Consider the following 19,746-nt stretch of genomic DNA (forward strand, 5'->3'; position numbering starts at 1 on the left):
CTTCGCTACCGCCCCGGCCGGGCCTCAGGAGCCTCGGCTTGTCCGTCCGTTTCCCGCCCGGCTACTGGAGCCGCGGCTCCTCGTCGTCCTCGTCCTCCTCGTCGTCGGGCAGCTTCACGTCGCTCACCGCGATGTTCACCTCGACGACCTCCAGGCCCGTCATGCGCTCGACGGCGGAGATCACGTTCTCCCTGACGGCCCTGGCGAGGTCCGCGATGGAGACGCCGTACTCGACGACGATCTCCAGGTCCAGCGCGGTCTGCACCTCGCCGACCTCGGCCTTGACGCCGCGGGTCACCGACTTGCTGCCGCCTGGCACCCGGTCGCGCACCGCGCCGAGCGTGCGGGCGAAGCCGCTGCCCATCGCGTGTACGCCCACCACGTCGCGGGCCGCCATGCCGGCGATCTTCTCCACGACACCGTCGGCGATGGTCGTCCGCCCGCGGGTCGCGGGGTCGCCGCCGCCCCGCTTGGTTCCCAGCGTCTTGCCCTGTGGGTCGCCGGTCCTGGACTCGGGCCGGTTGCCTTGTGCGCTCTCGGTCATCGCCGTTCGTCCCTTCCGAGGGGCGGAGCTCTCAGCCGCTCCGGTTTCCACAGTAAGACCGCTTCCCCCGGCCCGCTGCGGGGATGCGGCAGCGGGGTGCACCGTTTGCGGCCATTCGGGGTACGGGACCCTGCCGCACGCGCGAGTGTGCGGCAAGGTGGAGGAACCGTTCGGGAAAGAGGTGACGGCCGGTGGCCGGTGACCAGTTGGTGACAGCGGTGCGGCAGCAGCTCGGGCTGGGCCGGCTGCTGCCGCTCGGCAGCGCGGCGGACGGCGCGTGGATCGCCGAACGGGCGGCCGCCGGAGCCCTGCGGGCGGCCGGCGACGCGCTGCCCGGGCTGCGTGTCGGTACGGTGCGGCTCTCCCTGGAGGACGCCGGCGCCGCGCCGGAGCCGGCGGTTCCCGCGCCGCCGAGTGCGCTGCCGCCGGGGCCGCTGCGGATCGGGGCCGAGTTCGCGGCCACGCCGGTACGGCCGGTCCCGGCCACCGCGGAGCTGCTGCGCGACGCGCTGCTGGCCTGCGCCGCCGACCGGCTGGGGCTGGAGGTGTCCGCCGTCGACCTGCGGGCCACGGACCTTCTCGACGAGGACGGGGAGGGGGGCGGGCCCCGGGACGGGGGCGGGGAGACCGGCGCGGACGGAAGCGGCGGTGCCCAGGAGACGTTCGGGGCCACGGCGGACGACGCCGGCCCCCTGGAGGCGGCGGTGCTGCGCGTACCGGGCGTCGTCCGGCTCGTACCGGCCCTGGGGGCGCTGTCCCGCCCGGTGCGCGAGGAGCGCGGGCACGTACTGGTCCAGCTGGCCGCGGCGGCGGACCGGCGGACGCTGGACGTGGCGCGGGCGGTACGCGGCGCGGTCGAGGCGGCGTCCGCCGGGGACCGGCCCACCGTCGCGGTGCTCGTCGCCGCCCTCGAACCGCCCGCCGCGCCCTGAAAGCCGCCTACTCCCCCAGCCCCGCCAGGTCCCGCAGGCGGCGGGCCTGTGCGGCCCGTTCGGCGGCCCGCTGCTCGTCGTACGTACGGGAAGCGGCGCCCGCCAGCAGGGCCTTGGTCTCGATGACGGCATCGCGCGGCGCGGCGGCCAGGGCGCCCGCCAGGTCGGCGACGGCGCCGTCGAGGTCGGCGGCGGGCACGACGAGGTTGGCCAGGCCGATGCGCTCGGCCTCGTCGGCGTGCACGAAGCGGCCCGTGGCGCAGATCTCCAGCGCGCGGGCGTAGCCGACGAGCGCGACCAGGGGGTGGGTGCCGGTCAGGTCCGGCACCAGGCCCAGGCTGGTCTCACGCATGGCGAACTGCGCGTCGTCGGCGCACACCCGCAGGTCGCAGGCGAGCGCGAGCTGGAAGCCCGCGCCGATCGCATGCCCCTGGACAGCGGCTATCGACACCAGGTCGGTGCGGCGCCACCAGGTGAACGCTTCCTGGTACTCGGCGATCGTGGCGTCCAGTTCGCTGTCCGTGCCACGTGCCAGGTCGATGAAGGACGGTTCGCCGTCGAAGCCTTCGGGCGTGAACGCCTGCCGGTCCAGGCCGGCGGAGAAGGACTTGCCCTCGCCGCGCAGCACCACGATCCGGATGTCTCCCGGCAGCAGTGATCCGGCCTCCGCCAGCGCCCGCCACATGGCGGGCGACTGCGCGTTGCGCTTGGCCGGTCCGGCGAGGGTCACCGTGGCGATCACGTCGTCCACGGTGAGCCGCACACCGTCCTTGTCGAGCAGAGTCATGGGGCGCCTCCGAGTCAGCCGACCGCACTTGCGTGCTTAAGTGACTGAACAGTAACCACCCGGTCGCCTGCTCGACCGACCGGGTGGCACCGTAGCTCCCGGAACCGCCGACCGCCTCGGTCAGGCCGAGGCGGCCTTCTTGCCCCTGGTCGCTCCGCCACGACCACGCAGGGTCACACCGGATTCGCTGAGCATCCGGTGCACGAACCCGTAGGAGCGGCCGGTCTCTTCGGCCAGCGCCCGGATGCTCGCTCCGGAGTCGTACTTCTTCTTCAGGTCTGCCGCGAGCTTCTCGCGCGCGGCGCCGGTTACCCGGCTGCCCTTCTTCAGAGTCTCGGCCACCCGTGCCTCCTCGTGGGAAGTGCGCTCTGGACTCTCATGATCACCCCTCGCGGGCTTCCTGGCCACCCATTCAGCAAGGTCCGTAGGACATCGTTTGCCGTCAGAGGCGCCGGATTGACCCTTGGAATCAGGGATTCCTTTCGGAATTCGAGCGGTACGCGCGCCGAATTTCCGAAGAACGGGCAGGTCAGATGGGGTTTGTACGAAATGATGACGGCCGGGGCCACAGCGCCCGGCCGTCACAGGGAGGCTCGCCGATGTACGAGCCGCTCTCACTCAGATGATGGATCACCCGTCGGCCGAATGATCCATACGCCCTTGATCCCGCCCGGCCTCAGGGATCCCGCCCGGCCTCAGGCCAGCGCCACCAGGTCCGCGTAGTCCTGGCCCCACAGGTCCTCGACGCCGTCCGGGAGCAGGATGATGCGCTCCGGCTGGAGGGCGTCCACGGCGCCCTCGTCGTGGGAGACCAGCACCACCGCGCCGGTGAAGGTGTGCAGCGCGCCGAGGATCTCCTCGCGGCTGGCCGGGTCGAGGTTGTTCGTCGGCTCGTCCAGGAGCAGCACGTTGGCGGAGGAGACGACCAGGGTGGCCAGCGCCAGCCGGGTCTTCTCGCCGCCGGACAGCACGCCGGCGGGCTTGTCGACGTCGTCGCCGGAGAAGAGGAAGGAGCCGAGCGTCTTGCGGATGTCGACCAGGTCCATGTCCGGCGCGGCGGAGCGCATGTTCTCCAGGACCGTACGGTCCGGGTCCAGCGTCTCGTGCTCCTGGGCGTAGTAGCCCAGCTTGAGGCCGTGCCCGGGGCGCACCTCGCCGGTGTCCGGCTTCTCGACGCCCGCCAGCAGCCGCAGCAGCGTCGTCTTGCCCGCGCCGTTCAGGCCGAGGATGACGACCCGGGAGCCCTTGTCGATGGCCAGGTCGACGTCGGTGAAGATCTCCAGCGAGCCGTACGACTTGGACAGGCCCTCGGCGGTGAGCGGGGTCTTGCCGCAGGGCGCGGGGTCCGGGAAGCGCAGCTTGGCGACCTTGTCGGAGACGCGCTTGGCGTCCAGCCCGGCGAGGAGCTTGTCGGCGCGCTTGGCCATGTTCTGCGCGGCGACGGTCTTGGTGGCCTTGGCCCGCATCTTGTCGGCCTGCGAATGCAGCTGCGCGGCCTTCTTCTCGGCGTTGGCGCGCTCGCGCTTGCGGCGCTTCTCGTCGGCCTCGCGCTGCTGCTGGTAGAGCTTCCAGCCCATGTTGTAGATGTCGATCTCGGACCGGTTGGCGTCCAGGTAGAACACCTTGTTCACCACGGTCTCGACCAGGTCGACGTCGTGGGAGATCACGATGAAGCCGCCGCGGTACGTCTTCAGGTAGTCGCGCAGCCAGACGATCGAGTCGGCGTCGAGGTGGTTGGTCGGCTCGTCCAGGAGCAGGGTGTCGGAGTCCGAGAAGAGGATCCGGGCCAGCTCGACGCGGCGCCGCTGGCCGCCGGAGAGGGTGTGCAGGGGCTGGCCGAGGATGCGGTCGGGCAGGCCCAGGCTGGCGGCGATGGTCGCGGCCTCCGCCTCGGCCGCGTACCCGCCCTTGGTCAGGAACTCCGTCTCCAGGCGCTCGTACTTCTTCATCGCCTTTTCACGGGTGGCGCCCTTGCCGTTGGACATCCGGTCCTCGTTCTCGCGCATCTTGCGCAGGACCTCGTCCAGGCCGCGGGCGGACAGGATGCGGTCGCGGGCGAGCACGTCCAGGTCGCCGGTGCGCGGGTCCTGCGGCAGGTAGCCGACCTCGCCGGAGCGGGTGACCGTGCCCGCGGCGGGGATGCCCTCGCCCGCCAGGACCTTGGTGAGGGTCGTCTTGCCGGCGCCGTTGCGGCCGACGAGACCGATCCGGTCGCCCTTGGCGATGCGGAAGGAGGCGGACTCGATGAGGACGCGGGCGCCGGCGCGCAGCTCAAGGCCGGAGGCGGTGATCACGGGAAGACTCCAGGGCAGGTGAGGACAGCGGAAAGGACGGGAATGACCACGGCCGCGCGGCGCGCCCCGCACCCGGCACGGGCCGGTGCCGACGGGGCGGCACGAACGGGTGCCGGTGCCGTCTAATGCACGAGGAGAATTGCCATACGGACCAGTCTAGCGGTGACGTGCAACCAGTTTTCGCGGGCCGCCGTCCGGGCCGCGCGGGCCTTCGGCGGCGCTGGTCGGGGCCGGTTCGGGAGGCGTTGTCAGACCCCGGTGCAAGACTGTGATGTGGGTCTCGGCAGGGGCTCGCAGGACCGATCGCAGGGATGGTGATCGTCATGACCGGTGCGGTGGCAGGAGCGCCCACGTTCTGTCCGACGCTGCATTACCGCGACGCGAAGGCCGCGATCAAGCAGCTGACGGAAGCCTTCGGATTCACCCGGAGCGCGTTGTACGAGAGCGAGGACGGCACGGTGGTGCACGCCGAGCTGTCCTACGGCAACGGGGTGGTGATGCTGGGCTCGAAGGGCATCGGCGGGGCGTACGAGGAGGCGCTGGGCGGCAGCGGCCCGGTCGGCGTGTACACGGTCGTCGAGGATCCGGACGCGCATCACCGGCGGGCCGAGGAAGCGGGGGTGGAGATAGTGCTGCCGCTCACGGACCAGGAGTACGGCTCCCGCGAGTACACGGCCCGCGATCTGGAGGGCAACCTCTGGACCTTCGGCACGTACGTGCCGGTCGCGCCGCCGGCCTGAGGGCGGCGCGGCGCCGGGCGGAGGGTCGCCGGGCCGACGGGCGGGAGGCCGAGAGGCGGGAGGCCGAGAGGCGGGAGCCTGGCGCCGCGGCCGGGTGCCGGGCTCCCGTACCGGCGGCGTCAGGCGCCGCCGGTGTGGACCTGGAAGGCGGCGCGGCGCACGGCCTTGGCGAGGGCCGGGTCGGGGTGGGCGGCGGCCAGCGCGACCAGCACCTGCACGGTGCGCGGGTGGCCGACCGCCCGTACCTCCTCCAGCAGGCGCGGGACCGAGCCCTGGACCGCCGATTCGAGGTGGCGGACCAGCAGCTGGCCCTCGCCGTGGTCGGCGACGGCCGCGGCGGTGTCCACCCACAGCCAGGTCGACTCCTCGCGGGTGAGCACGTCCGGGGCGGTCTCCGGGTCGCCGCCCTCGTGCTCGACCAGCCAGAGCAGGGCGTACGGCCGCAGCCCCGGCTCCTCGGCGGCGGCGCGCACGGCCGGCTCGGCGGGGGCGCCGACGGCGCGCAGCGCCTCGAAGGCGAGGCCGCGCAGCAGCGCGTCCTCGCCGCGGGCCACGGCGAGCAGCTCCTCGACCGCGCCGCCGGCGGACCGGGCGGCGAGCCAGGCGCGGTATTCGGCGCGCGCCGGGCCCGGGGTCAGCCGGGCGCAGCCGCGCAGCATCGCCTCGGCGGACTGCTCGATGTTGCCGGCCGGGCTCTGCGCGGCGACGCAGATCCGTTCCAGTTTGACCCAGACCGACCAGTTGCCGAGGGGGGTGAGCAGCGCTTCGCGTTCGGCGGGTACGCCGGTCTTCGCGCCGTCGCGTACGACGAGCGCTCCCACGGCGGTGAGGCCGTCCAGCGCCCAGTCCAGCAGCACCGCGAGTGACGCCCCCGCGGCGTCACTCACCGCCGCGCCCTGCTCCGTGCCCGCGCCCTGCTTCGTGCCCGCGCCCGTGCCCCGGTCGGGCCCGTACGGCACTTCGCAGCGCTCGGTGCGCAGTTCGGCGACCCGCTGCTCCAGCATGTCGAGGAGGACCGGGAGGCGGACCGGGCCGGCGGACAGGTGCAGCAGGGACAGCAGCTGCGGTACGGCTTCGACGACCTCGGCGACGGCGGTCGGCCCGGCGCCGGGCGGCGCGGGGCGCGCCAGTGACCAGGCGTCGAAGAGCGCGACCCAGCCGCGCAGCGCGGCGCTGTCGTCGCGTTCCCAGGCGCGCAGCCGCCAGCCGGGGCGGGCCAGGCCGCCGTGCAGTTCGACGAGTCCGGCCAGCCGGGCCAGGTCCCAGTCCGTGCGGACCTGGTGCGGGGTCAGCCGCAGATCGTGCGCCGCCTGTTCGGCGACGTCCGCCGGGAGGGCTCCGTCCTTACCGGCCCGCAGCCCGGCGCCGGTGCCGTGTTCGCCGTCGGCCCAGCGGGCGAGCCGGACGGCACCGGCCAGTCCGGCGCGGGCCTGGCGCGCCAGTTCCGCTGGCGGCGGTGTGCCCTGGGGCGGCCGGGGCGCCGGCCTGGCGGCCCGGGTGCTCACCGCTCGTCGGGCGGCGGCAATCGGTTGACGGGGGACGAGTCGGAGCCGGGAGTCGCGCGGAGTACGGGACGTCACAGGGGCAGTCTTCCCGCTGACGGCCCGAAAGCCCAATCGGAACGGTCGGTACGTTCCCTCGGCGGCTCCGCGGAAGCCGCCGCGGCCCGTACGCGCGGCCTCCCGCGGTTCGCAGGAGGGGCGCCGCGGTTCACATGGAAGGCGTCGCGGTTCACATGGGGGCGCCGCGGTTCACATGAGGGGCGTCAGGAAGCGGCGCAGGGTCTCTTCGTACGTGGCGGGGTCCGCGTTCCACATGGCGGCGTGCGGGGCGTGCGGAACGGGGTGAAGGGTGATCAGGTCCGGACGGCGGGCCGCCAGTTCGCGGGAGGCCGCCCAGGGGGCGAGGGTGTCGTGCGGCCCGTGGACCAGCAGCGTCGGCACGGTGAGCAGACCCGGGGCCCAGGCTTCGGCCAGCCGCCCGGCGTGCAGCCCGGTGCTGCCCTCGGCGGCCCGTACGGCCAGCGGCAGCAGCGGGCGCGGGGTGCGGCGGGCGGCCGCCAGGGCGCGGACGGTGGCCTGCCAGTCCAGGACCGGCGAGTCCAGGACGAGGCCGGCGACGCGGTCGCGCAGGGCGGAGTTGGCCGCGGCGTGCAGGGCCATGGACGCGCCGGTGGACCAGCCGTGCAGGACGACGCGCTGCGCGCCGTAGCGGACGGCGTAGCGGATCGCGGCGTCCACGTCGCGCCATTCGGCGTCGCCGAGGTGGCTGATGCCGTCGGCGGTGTGCGGGGCGCCGACGTCGTTGCGGTAGGCGAGGTTCAGGACGGGCAGCCGCTGGTCGGCGAGGAACGGCAGGACGACCATGGGGTGCTCGCGGGTGGTGCCCAGCCCGTGCACGGTGATCACCCAGGTCTCCCGGTCGCCGGGCGTGAACCAGGCGGGCAGCGCGCCCAGCTCGCCGGGGATGTCGACGTCGGCGCAGTCGATGCCCAGCGCGTCGCGCGGGTTGCCGAGGTGCACCTGGGGTGTCATCCGCATCCGGGCGCCCGGCTGGAGGGTGCCGTGGGTGACCCGTTCCAGGCGGCGGACGACGGTGTCGGCGGGGTGCGGCACGTCGTCCAGGAGGGGGCCGACGATCGCGTGGGCGCCCGCGCCGGTGAGGCCGTAGGTGCCGGGCCGCAGCGAGGCGAGGCTGCGGGTGAGGGTGACCCGCCCAGGCCCGGTGGAGTGCACCGTGAGCCGGGGGTCGCCCGGCAGCGGCCGGTCGTGGGCGGGTTTGAGGACCATGCCGCTGGCGTACCGGCCGGCCGCCACCGCGGCCGCGCCGGCACCGATCACCGTGGTGGCGGCTGCTGCCGCCGCAGTACCCAGACGCATCCTCCCCAGTGTGGGCGGGGTCGGCGTCCGCGGCCAGTGGGCGGGCGCGGCCGGGTGACGGCGGGCGCGGCCCGGGGCGACCGGGCGGGGCCCGGTGGCGGCGCGTGTCAGCGGCGCTGCCCGTAGCCGCGCAGCCGGTCGCCTGCCGCGCCGACCTGTTCCGGTGTGAGCAGGGCGGGTTCGCGGCCCGGCACCGAGCTGGCGGCGAGCCAGACGCGGCACATCCACTCCAGCTGGGCGGTGCGGTCGTACGCCTCGTCAAGGGTGTCGCCGTACACGACGGTGCCGTGGTTGCGCAGGAGGCAGCCGGTGCGGCCGCGCAGGGCGCCGAGCATGTTCTCGGCCAACTCCTCGGTGCCGTAGAGGGCGTAGGGCGCGACGCGGACGGGGCCGCCGAGGGCGGCGGTCATGTAGTGCACCGGCGGGAGTTCGGTGACGAGGGTGGAGACGGCGGTGGCGTGGGCGGCATGGGTGTGGACGACGGCGGCGGCCCCGGTGGCGCGGTAGACGGCCAGGTGCATGGGGAGTTCGCTGGTGGGCCGCAGGGTGCCGCGGACCTGGCGTCCTTCGAGGTCCACCGCGGTGAGGTCGCCGGGCCCGAGCCGGTCGTAGCGGACGCCGCTGGGGGTGACCAGGACCAGGTCGCCGACGCGGACGGAGACGTTGCCCGAGGTGCCGACGACCAGGCCGTCGGCGACCGTGCGGCGGGCGGTGTCGACCAGCTCGCGCCAGGCGCGGCCGAGGGCTTCCGGTTCCGTCATGCGTTGTGCCTCCGGTGTGCGGTGCGGGCGGTGCCCGGGCGTGCGCGCGGGCGTGGTGCGCGCGGGGCTGCCGACACCGTACGGGCCGGGAGCGGGGCCGTGGGGCGGACCCTCGTGCTCCGGTATCCGCCATGTCGGTATCGGCGGCGTGCTGACGGGATTGACCGAGCTTCGACCGGCTTGTGCGGATCTCCCGGTAGCCTTCGGGAGCTTGTTCGGATCGTTGTCATGCACGTCGCCACCACCCGCTGACCTGCACGTCGCCATCAGCCGTCTTGCACGTCGCCGTCCTGGGGAGATCCGGGGGGAATCATGGCCCGTGACCGCAACCGCCCTTCTGCCGCACAGCGCCCGGCCAGCCCGCCCCGCCGGTCACGCCGCCGGCTGGCCGCCGGAGCCCTCGTCCTGGGCACACTCGCCGGCACCCTGTGCACCGCCCTGCCCGCGGCGCCCGCCGCCTCCGCCGCGGTCAAGCCCGCCGGGCACGACGTCTCCTCGCACCAGGGGAACGTCAACTGGCGGGACGTACGGGCGAAGGGCGGCCGGTTCGTGTACGTCAAGGCCACCGAGTCGACCTGGTACCGCAACCCGTACTTCCCGCGGCAGTACCGCGGCGCGCGCAAGGCGGGCCTGCTGCGCGGCGCGTACCACTTCGGTGTGCCGAACGCGTCCTCAGGGCGCGCGCAAGCCCGGCACTTCCTGCGCAGCGGCGGCGGGTGGAGGGCGGACGGCCGGACGCTGCCGCCGGCGCTCGACATCGAGCACAATCCGTACGACCGGGAGCACGCCTGCTACGGGATGAGCGGCACCGCGCTGGTCCGGTGGATCAAGGCGTTCAGCAACGAGGTGCTGCGGCAGACGGGGCGGCGGCCGGTGATCTACACGACGGCCCGGTGGTGGAACGGCTGCACCGGCGGCAGCCGGGCGTTCGCCGCCACTCACCCGCTGTGGCTGGCCCACTGGCACGGCACGCCGGGCAAGCTCCCCGCCGGCTGGGCGTACCCGAGCATCCGGCAGCGCGCCGGGTCCGGGGCGCTGCCCGGCGACCAGAACACGTGGAACGGCACGGCCGCGCAGCTCAGGCGCTTCGCCCGGGGCTGAACGGCTGATGCCCGAGGGACGGGACGGGCGCCTTCGCGCGACCCCTCCGGGGGCGTCACCGCGGCGCCCGTCCCAGTTCACCTTCCGTTCACCCGTCGTCCGTACGGTCCCGAGCGTCACTGCCCATCGAACTGATTGCCTGGGTGAATGGAACACATCACGCTTCTCATCGGGATCGTGATCGTCACGGCCTTGGTGTTCGACTTTACGAACGGCTTCCACGACACGGCCAACGCCATGGCCACCACCATTTCCACCGGGGCACTCAAGCCCAGGACCGCGGTGGCGATGTCGGCGGTCCTCAATCTGGTCGGCGCGTTCCTGTCCGTGGAGGTCGCCAAGACCATCTCCGGCGGGATCATCGACGAGACCGCCGGCATCAGACCAGAAGTGATCTTCGCGGGGCTGGTCGGCGCCATCGTCTGGAACCTGGTCACCTGGCTGGCCGGACTCCCCTCCAGCTCCTCGCACGCCCTCTTCGGCGGCCTGATCGGCGCGACCCTGGTGTCCGTTGGCACCAGCGGCGTGCACGCCGACGCCGTGGTCATGAAGGTCCTCATCCCGGCCGTCGCCGCGCCGGTCGTGGCCGGCCTGGCCGCGCTGGCCGCGACCCGGCTGACCTACCGGCTGGCCCGCAACCGCGCCGAGGAGGACACCGCCAAGGGCTACCGCGCCGGGCAGATCGCCTCCGCCGCGCTGGTCTCCCTCGCGCACGGCACCAACGACGCGCAGAAGACGATGGGCGTGATCACCCTCGCGCTGATCACCGGCGGCGTGGTCGCCCCGCACGCCGACCCGCCGCTGTGGGTCATCGCCTCGGCCGGTGTGGCCATCGCGCTCGGCACCTACCTCGGCGGCTGGCGCATCATCCGCACGATGGGCAAGGGCATCACCGACATCCAGCCGCCGCAGGGCTTCGCCGCCCAGACCGGCGCGGCCGCCACCATCCTGGCCTCCTCCCACCTCGGCTTCGCGCTCTCCACCACCCAGGTCTGCTCGGGCTCGGTCATGGGCTCCGGCCTGGGCCGCAAGGGCGGCGTGGTGCGCTGGTCCACGGCGGGCCGGATGGTCGTCGCCTGGGGCCTGACGCTGCCGGCCGCCGGCCTGGTCGCGGCGGGCGCCGCGTTCCTGGCGGAGCAGGGCGACTGGGGCATCGCGACCGTGGCGGTCCTCGGGCTCGCCGTGTGCGGCGCGATCTGGGCGGCCTCCCGGCGCAAGCCGGTGGACCACACCAACGTCAACGAGGGCCCGGCCGCGGAGCCGGCGGGCGTCGTCACCGCCGCGCTGCAGGCCGTCGCCCCGCCGCCCGCCGGGCCGGTCGTGTCCGCGCCCGCGATGGCCGTCACCGCGGTCCCCGCGCCCGCGATGGCCGACGCGCCGCTCGCGGACCCGGTCGGCGCCGCGCCGGTGATCGCGGCCCCGGTGGCCGCCCACCCGCACGAGACCCACGCCCAGCGCCGCGCCAAGGCCGGCTCGGCGGCCGGCTGACCCGGCCGCACGGCACCCACCAAGGAACGAGAACGCGAATGAGCATCGACTGGGCAGCTCTGGGCCAGGTCTTCGGCGTCACGCTCGTGGTGACGGTCGGCATCGTCGGCCTGTTCACCCTGGGCATCGTCGGCACGTCCCGCAAGCCGCAGCAGGAGGGCGCGGCGGCGACCGCCGGCGGCTCCGGCGGGGCGGCGCGGGCCGGGGCGTACGCCTGCTTCGCGCTGTGCGCGGCGGCCGTGGCGTACGGCATCTATCTGATCGTCGCCGCCTGACCCGGCAAGCACCGCACTCGGGGCGCCCGGTGCCGCGGCCTTTCCGCCGCGGCGCCGGGCGCCCTTCGCTGTGTCCTGGGACACAGCGTCGCCACCGCCCCGCGCCGCAGGTCAAGCGCGAGTTGACGGGCTCTCGCGGAGCGTGGTGGACTGCCGGAGCCATTCGGCGACAGATGAGGAAGTCCGGTGAGAATCCGGCGCGGTCCCGCCACTGTCACCGGGGAGCGCCCCTCCACCAAGGGCCACGGTCCGCGTCGCAGCCGAGAGGTTCCCGTACGGACTGGAAGGCCGGGGGAAGCGCCGATCCGGGGAGCCAGGAGACTCTTGTCGCCGTACCCGTCGAACCAGGGCGCGGACCCTGAGTGAGGACCTACCGCCATGCCCGGCCGCAGTTCGCGATCTTCTGTGCCTTCCCCCGTACCGTCCCTCCGAGGCGCGACGGCGGTCTGATCCGATGCGTGCCGAACACGCCGGCTACGCGTGCGGCGCGGCCCTCGGCTTCCTCGGCGACCTGGTCGCGGGCGATCCCCGGCGCGGTCACCCGGTGGCCGCCTTCGGGCGGGCCGCGGCCGCCGTGGAACGCCGGCTGTGGCGTGACGACCGCGGGCGCGGGGCCCTGCACACCGCGCTGTGCGCCGGGGGGACCGCCGCGGGCGCCGCGCTCCTCACCCGTGCCGTACGCCGCTCCCCCGCCGCCTCCGTAGCGCTGACCGCCGCCGCCACTTGGTCCGTCCTGGGCGGCACCTCGCTGGGCCGCGAAGCGCGGGCCGTCGGCGGCGCGCTCGCCGTGGGCGACCTCGACGTGGCGCGGGAGCGGCTGCCGCACCTGTGCGGGCGCGACCCGCAGGCCCTGGACGGGCAGCAGATGGCGCGCGCCGTGGTGGAGTCCGTCGCCGAGAACACCTCGGACGCGGTGGTCGGCGCCCTGGTCTGGGGTGCGGTCGCCGGTGTGCCGGGGCTGCTGGCGTTCCGCGCCGTCAACACTTTGGACGCGATGGTGGGGCACAAGTCGCCGCGCTACCACCGCTTCGGCTGGGCCTCGGCCCGGCTCGACGACGTGGCCGGTTTCCCCGGTGCCCGGCTGACCGCCGCGCTGGCGGTCCTCGCGGGACCCGACCGGCGGGGCGCGTGGCGTGCCTGGCGGCAGGACGGCCCGTCGCACCCGAGCCCCAACGCGGGTCCGGTGGAAGCGGCGTTCGCGGGGGCGCTGGGCGTACGGCTGGGGGGCACCCTGGCATACGGCGGCCGGGTCGAGCACCGGCCGGTGATGAACGGCGCCGCCGGGCGCCCCGTAGCGGTACCGGACATCGAGCGGGCCGTCACGCTGTCGCGCCGGGTGAGCGCGCTGGCGCTGGCGGCCACGGTCGCGGGCCGGTGCGCGGTGGGGGCCGTACGGCGGGCCCGTACGGCCGGGAGGGCCAAGTGAGCAGCAACGTGCGGACGGCGAGGAGCGCCACGTGAACGGACCGGGTCAAGCACCGCTCGGCGGCGGGCTGCTGGTGGCGGGCACCACGTCCGACGCGGGCAAGAGCGTGGTCACGGCGGGCATCTGCCGCTGGCTGGCCCGCAAGGGTGTCAAGGTGGCGCCCTTCAAGGCGCAGAACATGTCGCTGAACTCGTTCGTGACGCGCGAGGGCGCGGAGATCGGGCGGGCGCAGGCCATGCAGGCCGCGGCGGCGCGCGTCGAGCCGAGCGCGCTGATGAACCCGGTGTTGTTGAAGCCAGGCAGTGACCGCAGCAGCCAGGTCGTCCTGATGGGCAAGCCGGTGGGCGAACTGAGCGCGCGCGGCTACCACGCCGGGCGTCAGGAGCAGCTGCTCGGCACGGTCACCGACTGCCTCCGGGAACTGCGCCGTACGCACGACGCGGTGATCTGCGAGGGCGCCGGCAGCCCCGCGGAGATCAACCTGCGGCGTACCGACATCGTGAACATGGGCATCGCGCGGGCCGCCCGCATCCCGGTCGTGGTGGTCGGCGACATCGACAGGGGCGGCGTGTTCGCGTCGTTCTTCGGCACCACGGCGCTGCTGTCCCAGGAGGACCAGGCGCTGGTCGCGGGCTACCTGGTCAACAAGTTCCGGGGCGATGTGACGCTGCTGGAACCGGGTCTGGACATGCTGAGAAGCCTGACGGGACGGCCCACCCTCGGGGTGCTGCCGTTCGCGCACGGCCTGGGCATCGACGAGGAGGACGGCCTCCGGGTGTCGCTGCGCGGCGCGGTCCGCGAGAGCGTGGTGGCGCCGCCGCACGGCGCCGACGTGCTGCGGGTCGCCGTCGCCGCCGTACCGCTGATGTCGAACTTCACCGACGTGGACGCGCTCGCCGCCGAACCGGGCGTCGTGGTGCGCTTCGTGGACCGCCCCGAGGAACTGGCCGACGCCGACCTCGTCGTGCTGCCCGGCACCCGCGGCACCGTCCGCGCGCTCCAGTGGCTGCGCGAGCGCGGCATCGCCGACGCGGTGCGGCGGCGCGCGGCCGAAGGGCGCCCGGTGCTCGGCATCTGCGGCGGCTTCCAGATGCTCGGCGAGCGCATCGAGGACGAGGTCGAGTCCAAGGCCGGCACCGTGGACGGGCTGGGCCTGCTGCCCGTACGCGTACGGTTCGCCGCGGACAAGACCCTGGCCAGGCCGTCCGGCGAGGCGCTGGGCGAGCCGGTCGAGGGATACGAGATCCACCACGGCGTGGCCGAGGTCACCGGCGGGCAGCCCTTCCTGGACGGCTGCCGGTCCGGATCGGTCTGGGGCACCCACTGGCACGGCTCCCTGGAGAGCGACGGCTTCCGGCGGGCGTTCCTGCGGCGGGTGGCCGCCGACGCGGGCCGCGCGTTCGTCCCGGCGCCGGACACCAGCTTCGCCGCGCTGCGCGAGGAGCAGCTCGACAAGCTGGGCGACCTGATCGAGGAGCACGCGGACACCGACGCGCTGCTGCGGCTGATCGAGGACGGGGTCCCGGCGGGGCTGCCCTTCGTGCCGCCGGGGGCGCCGCCGATACCGCCACCGCCCCGCACCCCGGCCGCACCCGGCGCGGCCTCCCCCGCACCCGCACACCGCACGTCCCTCGAAGGGGGTACTCCTTAATGGCATCGGTCCCTTACCCGTTCACCGCGGTCGTCGGCATGTCCGACATGCGGTTGAGCCTGCTGCTCAACGCCATCTCGCCGGCCATCGGCGGGGTGCTGGTCCGCGGCGAGAAGGGCACCGCGAAGTCCACGATCGTGCGCGGTCTGACGGCGCTGATGCCGGACGTCCCCGTCGTCACCGGGTGCCGCTTCTCCTGCGACCCGGCCGCGCCGGACCCGGCCTGCCCGGACGGTCCGCACGAGGCGGCCGGCGCGGAGGACCGCCCGGCCCGTATGGTCGAACTCCCCGTCGGCGCCTCCGAGGACCGCCTCGTCGGCGCGCTGGACATCGAGCGGGCCCTGTCGGAGGGCGTGAAAGCCTTCGAGCCCGGCCTGCTGGCGGACGCGCACCGCGGCATCCTGTACGTCGACGAGGTCAACCTCCTGCACGACCACCTCGTGGACCTGCTGCTGGACGCGGCCGCCATGGGCGCCTCGTACGTGGAACGCGAGGGCGTCTCCGTACGGCACGCGGCGCGCTTCCTGCTCGTCGGCACCATGAACCCCGAAGAAGGCGAACTGCGCCCGCAGTTGCTGGACCGCTTCGGCCTGACCGTGGAGGTCGCCGCCTCCCGCGAGCCGGACCAGCGGGTCGAGGTCGTCCGGCGCCGCCTGGCCTACGACGCGGACCCGGCGGGCTTCGCCGCGCGCTGGGCCGCCGAGGAGGGCGGACTGCGTGAGCGGATCGCCGCCGCGCGGGCGCTGCTGCCGGACGTCGTCCTCGGGGACGCGGTGCTGCGGCAGATCGCCGCCGTCTGCGCCGCGTTCGAGGTGGACGGCATGCGCGCCGACATCGTGATGGCGCGCACCGCCTGCGCGCTGGCCGCCTGGGCGGGCCGTACGGACGTCCGCGAGGAGGACGTACGGCAGGCCGCCCTGCTGGCGCTCCCCCACCGGCGCCGCCGCAACCCGTTCGACGCCCCCGGCCTGGACGAGGAGAAACTCGACCGGACGCTGGAGGAGTTCGGCGCGGACGAGGACGACGACCCGGAGCCGGACCCCGACGGCGGTCCGGAGGGCGGTCCCGACGGGCCGGGCGGCGGGCAGCCGCCGCAGGACGGCGACGGCGGCACCGACGGCCCGCAGGGCGAGGACGCCCAGGCACCGCACGACCAGGCACCACACGACCAGCCGCAGCTGCCCGAGCAGCCGCAGGCCCCCGAACAGGACCCGGCCCCCGCCGAGCCGAAGGCACAGTCCGAGGGCACCGGCGAAGGCGCCCCCGGTGACGGCGGCGAGACGGCCGCCGTCGGCGCGGGCGAGCCGTTCCGTACGCGGCGGCTGGACGTGCCGGGACTCGGCGAGGGCGCGGACGGCCGCCGGTCGCGGGCCCGTACGGCGCACGGCCGCACCACCGGCGCCCGGCGCCCGCAGGGCACCCTGACCAAGCTGCACCTGGCCGCGACCGTGCAGGCCGCCGCGCCGCACCAGGTGGCGCGCGGGCGCCGCGGCCCCGGGCTGGTCGTCCGCCGCGACGACCTGCGCGAGGCGGTGCGCGAGGGCCGCGAGGGCAACCTCGTGCTGTTCGTCGTGGACGCGTCCGGCTCGATGGCGGCGCGCAAGCGGATGAGCGCGGTCAAGGGCGCGGTGCTGTCGCTGCTGCTCGACGCGTACCAGCGGCGCGACAAGATCGGCATGATCACTTTCCGCGGCTCCCAGGCCGAGCTGGCGCTGCCGCCCACCTCGTCGGTGGAGGCGGGCGCGGCCCGGCTGGAGTCGCTGCCCACCGGCGGCCGGACACCGCTGTCCGCGGGCCTGCTCAAGGCCCACGAGGTGCTGCGGGTGGAACGGCTGCGGGACGCCTCCCGCCGGCCGCTGCTGGTGGTCGTCACCGACGGGCGCTCCACCGGCGGCCCCGAGCCGCTGGTGCGCACGTCCCGCGCGGCGCGGCTGCTGGGCGCCGAGGGCGTCGCCTCGGTGGTCGTGGACTGCGAGGCGGGGCCGGTACGGCTGGGGCTGGCCGGCGAGCTGGCCCGGGACCTCCAGGGCACCGCCGTCACCCTCGACGAGCTGCGCGCGGACAGCGTCTCCGCGCTCGTCCGCGACGTACGCGGACAGGGCACCAACCACACTCACCGGAGGGCCGCTTAATGCCACAGGGACAGCCGTCCGTCGTACCGGACGACGGGCTCACCACACGCCAGCGGCGCAACCGCCCGCTGGTCTTCGTCCACACCGGACTCGGCAAGGGCAAGTCCACCGCCGCCTTCGGGCTGGCCATGCGAGCCTGGAACCAGGGCTGGCCGGTCGGTGTGTTCCAGTTCGTGAAGTCGGCGAAGTGGAAAGTGGGCGAGGAGCGGGCGCTGCGGGTACTCGGCGACTCCGGCGAGGGCGGCACGGTCGCCTGGCACAAGATGGGCGAGGGCTGGTCGTGGGTCCAGCGCGACTCGCAGTTCAGCAACGAGGAGGCGGCCCGCGAGGGCTGGGAGCAGGTCAAGCGGGACCTGGCCGCCGAGACGTACAAGCTGTACGTGCTCGACGAGTTCGCCTACCCGATGCACTGGGGGTGGGTGGACACCGCCGAGGTCGTCTCCGTCCTGCGCGACCGCCCCGGCACCCAGCACGTCGTCGTCACGGGCCGCAACGCGCCGCACGAGCTGTGCGACTTCGCGGACCTGGTGACCGACATGACCAAGGTCAAGCACCCGATGGACGCGGGCCAGAAGGGCCAGCGGGGCATCGAGTGGTGACGGCGCGGCCGGGCACCACACCACCGAGAACGGCAGGACCAGGAGCAGCGAGACCGTGAGCACCATCCCCCGGCTCGTCATCGCCGCGCCCGCCTCGGGCAGCGGCAAGACGACCGTCGCCACCGGCCTGATGGCGGCCTTCACCGAGGCCGGGCTCACGGTCTCCCCGCACAAGGTGGGCCCCGACTACATCGACCCCGGCTACCACGCCCTGGCGACCGGCCGCCCCGGCCGCAACCTGGACGCGTACCTCTGCGGCACCGACCAGGTCGCGCCGCTGTTCCTGCACGGGGCGGCCAGCGCCGACCTGGCGGTCGTCGAGGGCGTGATGGGGCTGTACGACGGCGCCTCCGGGCTCGGCGAGCTGGCGTCCACCGCGCAGGTCGCCAAACTGCTGCGGGCGCCCGTGGTACTCGTCGTCGACGCCTCGGCGCAGTCCAGGTCGGTGGCGGCGCTGGTGCACGGCTTCGCGTCCTGGGACCCCGAAGTGCGGCTGGCCGGGGTGATCCTGAACAAGGTCGGCTCGGACCGGCACGAGGAGCTGCTGCGCGCGGCGCTGGACGAGTCGGGCGTGCCGGTGCTCGGCGCGCTCCGCCGGGCGCCGCAGATGCAGACGCCGTCGCGGCATCTGGGCCTGGTCCCGGTCGCCGAGCGGCAGGCCGAGGCGCTGGAGTCCGTACGGGCGCAGGCCGCGCAGGTCCGCGAGGGCTGCGACCTCAAGGCGCTGCTGGCGCTGGCGCACAGCGCGCCGGAGCTGCCCGGCACGGCCTGGGACCCGGCGCGGGCCGTCGCGCAGGGGGCCGAGGGCGCGGCGGCGGTGCCCGGCAAGCCCGTGGTGGCCGTCGCGGGCGGCGCCGCCTTCACGTTCTCCTACGCCGAGCACGCCGAGCTGCTGGCGGCCGCCGGCGCCGAGGTGGCCGTCTTCGACCCCCTGCGGGACGAACGGCTGCCGTCCGGCACGCAGGCGCTGGTGATCGGCGGCGGCTTCCCCGAGGTGTACGCGCCCGAGCTGTCGGCGAACGCGCCGCTGCGCCGGGCCGTGGTGGCGCTGGCCGCCTCCGGGGCGCCGCTCGTCGCCGAGTGCGCCGGGCTGCTGTACCTGTCCCGGTCCCTGGACGGCAAGCCGATGTGCGGGGTGCTGCCCGCCGACGCGCGGATGTCGCAGCGGCTCACGCTGGGCTACCGGGAGGCGGTGGCGCTGGAGGACAACGCGCTGGCGGTGGCCGGAACCAGGGTGCGCGGCCACGAGTTCCACCGTACGGTGCTGGAACCGGGCGCGGGCACGTCCCCCGCCTGGGGCATGACCCACCCCGCGCGCCGGGTGGAGGGCCACGTACAAGACGGGGTGCACGCCTCGTACCTGCACGTCCACTGGGCGGCCGAACCGTCGCTGGCCCGCCGCCTGACCCGCAACGCCGCCGCCCGCCCGCCGCTGGAGACCCTCTGTGGCTGACGCCGTCCTGGACCACCTGGTCCTCGCCACGCCCGATTTGGAGCAGACCGCCGCCCAGGTCGCGGCGCTGACCGGCGTCCGCCCCGTGCCGGGCGGCGGCCATCCGGGCCGGGGCACCCGCAACGTGCTGCTGGGGCTCGGGGACGGCGCCTACCTGGAGATCATCGGCCCGGACCCCGGGCAGCCGGCGCCGGAGGCCCCGCGCTGGTTCGGCATCGACGTCCTGACCGGGCCCCGGCTGGCCCACTGGGCGGTCCGGGTACGCGGCATCGCCGGGCACGTCGCGCGGGCCCGCGTGCTGGGCTACGACCCGGGCGAGCCGGTGGCGATGTGCCGCAGGACGCCGGACGGCGGCACGCTCTCCTGGACGCTGACGCCGCCGCGCACCGGCGGCGGGCTGGTGCCGTTCCTGCTGGACTGGGGCGACACCCCGCACCCGGCCGCCGGTGAGCTGCCCGTCGTCCCCCTGCGCTCCTTCACGGGGACGCACCCCGATCCCGCGACGATCCGCGCCGAGCTGGGCGCCCTGGGCGCCACGCTGACCGTCGAGGCGGGGGACGAGCCGGGGCTGACGGCCGTGCTGGACGGGCGCAACGGGCCGGTCTCCGTCGGGGTGGGAGCCGGCGCGCCGTGACTGCCGTGTCCGGTTCCGGGCACGCCCGGCGCACCGGTTCGCGCACCGGT

The 19,746-nt window shown here is 74.8% G+C and carries 18 protein-coding genes and 1 riboswitch; of the genes, 11 read left to right on the plus strand and 7 right to left on the minus strand.

The window, feature by feature from the left end; translation table 11 throughout:
• Nucleotides 1-61: 61 nt before the first annotated feature.
• On the minus strand, nucleotides 62-544 hold the full coding sequence (locus ACH4OW_RS36490; RefSeq protein WP_360140287.1) for an Asp23/Gls24 family envelope stress response protein: 483 nt from the start codon (nucleotides 542-544) through the stop codon (nucleotides 62-64).
• A gap of 191 nt (nucleotides 545-735) precedes the next feature.
• On the opposite strand from ACH4OW_RS36490, the gene ACH4OW_RS36495 reads away from it, so the two are divergent.
• Nucleotides 736-1,476, plus strand: a complete 741-nt coding sequence (locus tag ACH4OW_RS36495; protein WP_398032706.1) for a hypothetical protein — start codon at nucleotides 736-738, stop codon at nucleotides 1,474-1,476.
• Between the two features lie 7 nt (nucleotides 1,477-1,483).
• On the opposite strand, the gene ACH4OW_RS36500 is transcribed toward ACH4OW_RS36495, so the two are convergent.
• The 3 genes from ACH4OW_RS36500 to abc-f form a co-directional block, all read right to left on the minus strand.
• The gene (locus ACH4OW_RS36500) at nucleotides 1,484-2,263 is read right to left on the minus strand and encodes an enoyl-CoA hydratase/isomerase family protein (protein ID WP_360140293.1); all 780 of its coding nucleotides are present in this window, start codon (nucleotides 2,261-2,263) and stop codon (nucleotides 1,484-1,486) included.
• A 120-nt stretch (nucleotides 2,264-2,383) separates the two neighbouring features.
• A complete protein-coding gene (locus tag ACH4OW_RS36505; protein WP_030021347.1) occupies nucleotides 2,384-2,605 on the minus strand; it encodes a helix-turn-helix domain-containing protein in 222 nt (73 codons plus the stop codon).
• Between the two features lie 353 nt (nucleotides 2,606-2,958).
• On the minus strand, nucleotides 2,959-4,557 hold the full coding sequence (gene abc-f / locus ACH4OW_RS36510; protein WP_360140296.1) for a ribosomal protection-like ABC-F family protein: 1,599 nt from the start codon (nucleotides 4,555-4,557) through the stop codon (nucleotides 2,959-2,961).
• A 323-nt stretch (nucleotides 4,558-4,880) separates the two neighbouring features.
• On the opposite strand from abc-f, the gene ACH4OW_RS36515 reads away from it, so the two are divergent.
• On the plus strand, nucleotides 4,881-5,297 hold the full coding sequence (locus ACH4OW_RS36515) for a VOC family protein (protein ID WP_360140299.1): 417 nt from the start codon (nucleotides 4,881-4,883) through the stop codon (nucleotides 5,295-5,297).
• A gap of 119 nt (nucleotides 5,298-5,416) precedes the next feature.
• Here ACH4OW_RS36515 and ACH4OW_RS36520 read toward each other — a convergent pair whose 3' ends face one another.
• The 3 genes from ACH4OW_RS36520 to ACH4OW_RS36530 form a co-directional block, all read right to left on the minus strand.
• The gene (locus ACH4OW_RS36520; protein ID WP_398032709.1) at nucleotides 5,417-6,877 is read right to left on the minus strand and encodes a hypothetical protein; all 1,461 of its coding nucleotides are present in this window, start codon (nucleotides 6,875-6,877) and stop codon (nucleotides 5,417-5,419) included.
• A gap of 171 nt (nucleotides 6,878-7,048) precedes the next feature.
• Nucleotides 7,049-8,176, minus strand: coding sequence for a prolyl oligopeptidase family serine peptidase (locus ACH4OW_RS36525; RefSeq protein WP_360140305.1), 1,128 nt, complete (start codon nucleotides 8,174-8,176; stop codon nucleotides 7,049-7,051).
• 107 nt (nucleotides 8,177-8,283) lie between these two features.
• On the minus strand, nucleotides 8,284-8,937 hold the full coding sequence (locus ACH4OW_RS36530) for a class II aldolase/adducin family protein (protein ID WP_360140308.1): 654 nt from the start codon (nucleotides 8,935-8,937) through the stop codon (nucleotides 8,284-8,286).
• Between the two features lie 312 nt (nucleotides 8,938-9,249).
• Here ACH4OW_RS36530 and ACH4OW_RS36535 point away from each other — a divergent pair, with 312 nt between their 5' ends.
• The 9 genes from ACH4OW_RS36535 (at nucleotide 9,250) to ACH4OW_RS36575 (ending at nucleotide 19,696) form a co-directional block, all read left to right on the plus strand.
• Nucleotides 9,250-10,038, plus strand: coding sequence for a lysozyme (locus ACH4OW_RS36535; protein ID WP_398032712.1), 789 nt, complete (start codon nucleotides 9,250-9,252; stop codon nucleotides 10,036-10,038).
• Between the two features lie 147 nt (nucleotides 10,039-10,185).
• Nucleotides 10,186-11,526 (plus strand): inorganic phosphate transporter, encoded by a 1,341-nt coding sequence (locus ACH4OW_RS36540; protein WP_398032714.1) that lies wholly within the window; start codon nucleotides 10,186-10,188, stop codon nucleotides 11,524-11,526.
• Between the two features lie 38 nt (nucleotides 11,527-11,564).
• The gene (locus ACH4OW_RS36545) at nucleotides 11,565-11,801 is read left to right on the plus strand and encodes a hypothetical protein (protein WP_360140317.1); all 237 of its coding nucleotides are present in this window, start codon (nucleotides 11,565-11,567) and stop codon (nucleotides 11,799-11,801) included.
• Nucleotides 11,802-11,974: 173 nt separating this feature from the next.
• A riboswitch (cobalamin riboswitch) is annotated at nucleotides 11,975-12,125 on the plus strand.
• 130 nt (nucleotides 12,126-12,255) lie between these two features.
• Nucleotides 12,256-13,227 carry a cobalamin biosynthesis protein gene (locus tag ACH4OW_RS36550; protein WP_398032715.1) on the plus strand — a complete coding sequence of 324 codons (972 nt, stop codon included), beginning with the start codon at nucleotides 12,256-12,258 and terminating at the stop codon, nucleotides 13,225-13,227.
• 31 nt (nucleotides 13,228-13,258) lie between these two features.
• Nucleotides 13,259-14,878 carry a cobyric acid synthase gene (locus tag ACH4OW_RS36555; RefSeq protein WP_398032717.1) on the plus strand — a complete coding sequence of 540 codons (1,620 nt, stop codon included), beginning with the start codon at nucleotides 13,259-13,261 and terminating at the stop codon, nucleotides 14,876-14,878.
• Nucleotides 14,878-17,010, plus strand: a complete 2,133-nt coding sequence (locus ACH4OW_RS36560) for a putative cobaltochelatase (RefSeq protein ID WP_398032719.1) — start codon at nucleotides 14,878-14,880, stop codon at nucleotides 17,008-17,010. Before ACH4OW_RS36555 ends, ACH4OW_RS36560 begins: the two co-directional genes overlap by 1 nt.
• Nucleotides 17,010-17,609, plus strand: coding sequence for a cob(I)yrinic acid a,c-diamide adenosyltransferase (gene cobO, locus ACH4OW_RS36565; RefSeq protein WP_398032721.1), 600 nt, complete (start codon nucleotides 17,010-17,012; stop codon nucleotides 17,607-17,609). Before ACH4OW_RS36560 ends, cobO begins: the two co-directional genes overlap by 1 nt.
• Before the next feature lie 55 nt (nucleotides 17,610-17,664).
• A complete protein-coding gene (locus ACH4OW_RS36570; RefSeq protein ID WP_398032724.1) occupies nucleotides 17,665-19,062 on the plus strand; it encodes a cobyrinate a,c-diamide synthase in 1,398 nt (465 codons plus the stop codon).
• Entirely contained in the window at nucleotides 19,055-19,696 is a 642-nt protein-coding gene (locus tag ACH4OW_RS36575) for a VOC family protein (protein ID WP_398032727.1), read from the plus strand. The genes ACH4OW_RS36570 and ACH4OW_RS36575 overlap by 8 nt, the downstream gene beginning before the upstream one ends.
• Nucleotides 19,697-19,746: the final 50 nt, after the last annotated feature.

This window comes from Streptomyces sp. NPDC017056, from assembly GCF_044332485.1.
GTDB lineage: Bacteria > Actinomycetota > Actinomycetes > Streptomycetales > Streptomycetaceae > Streptomyces.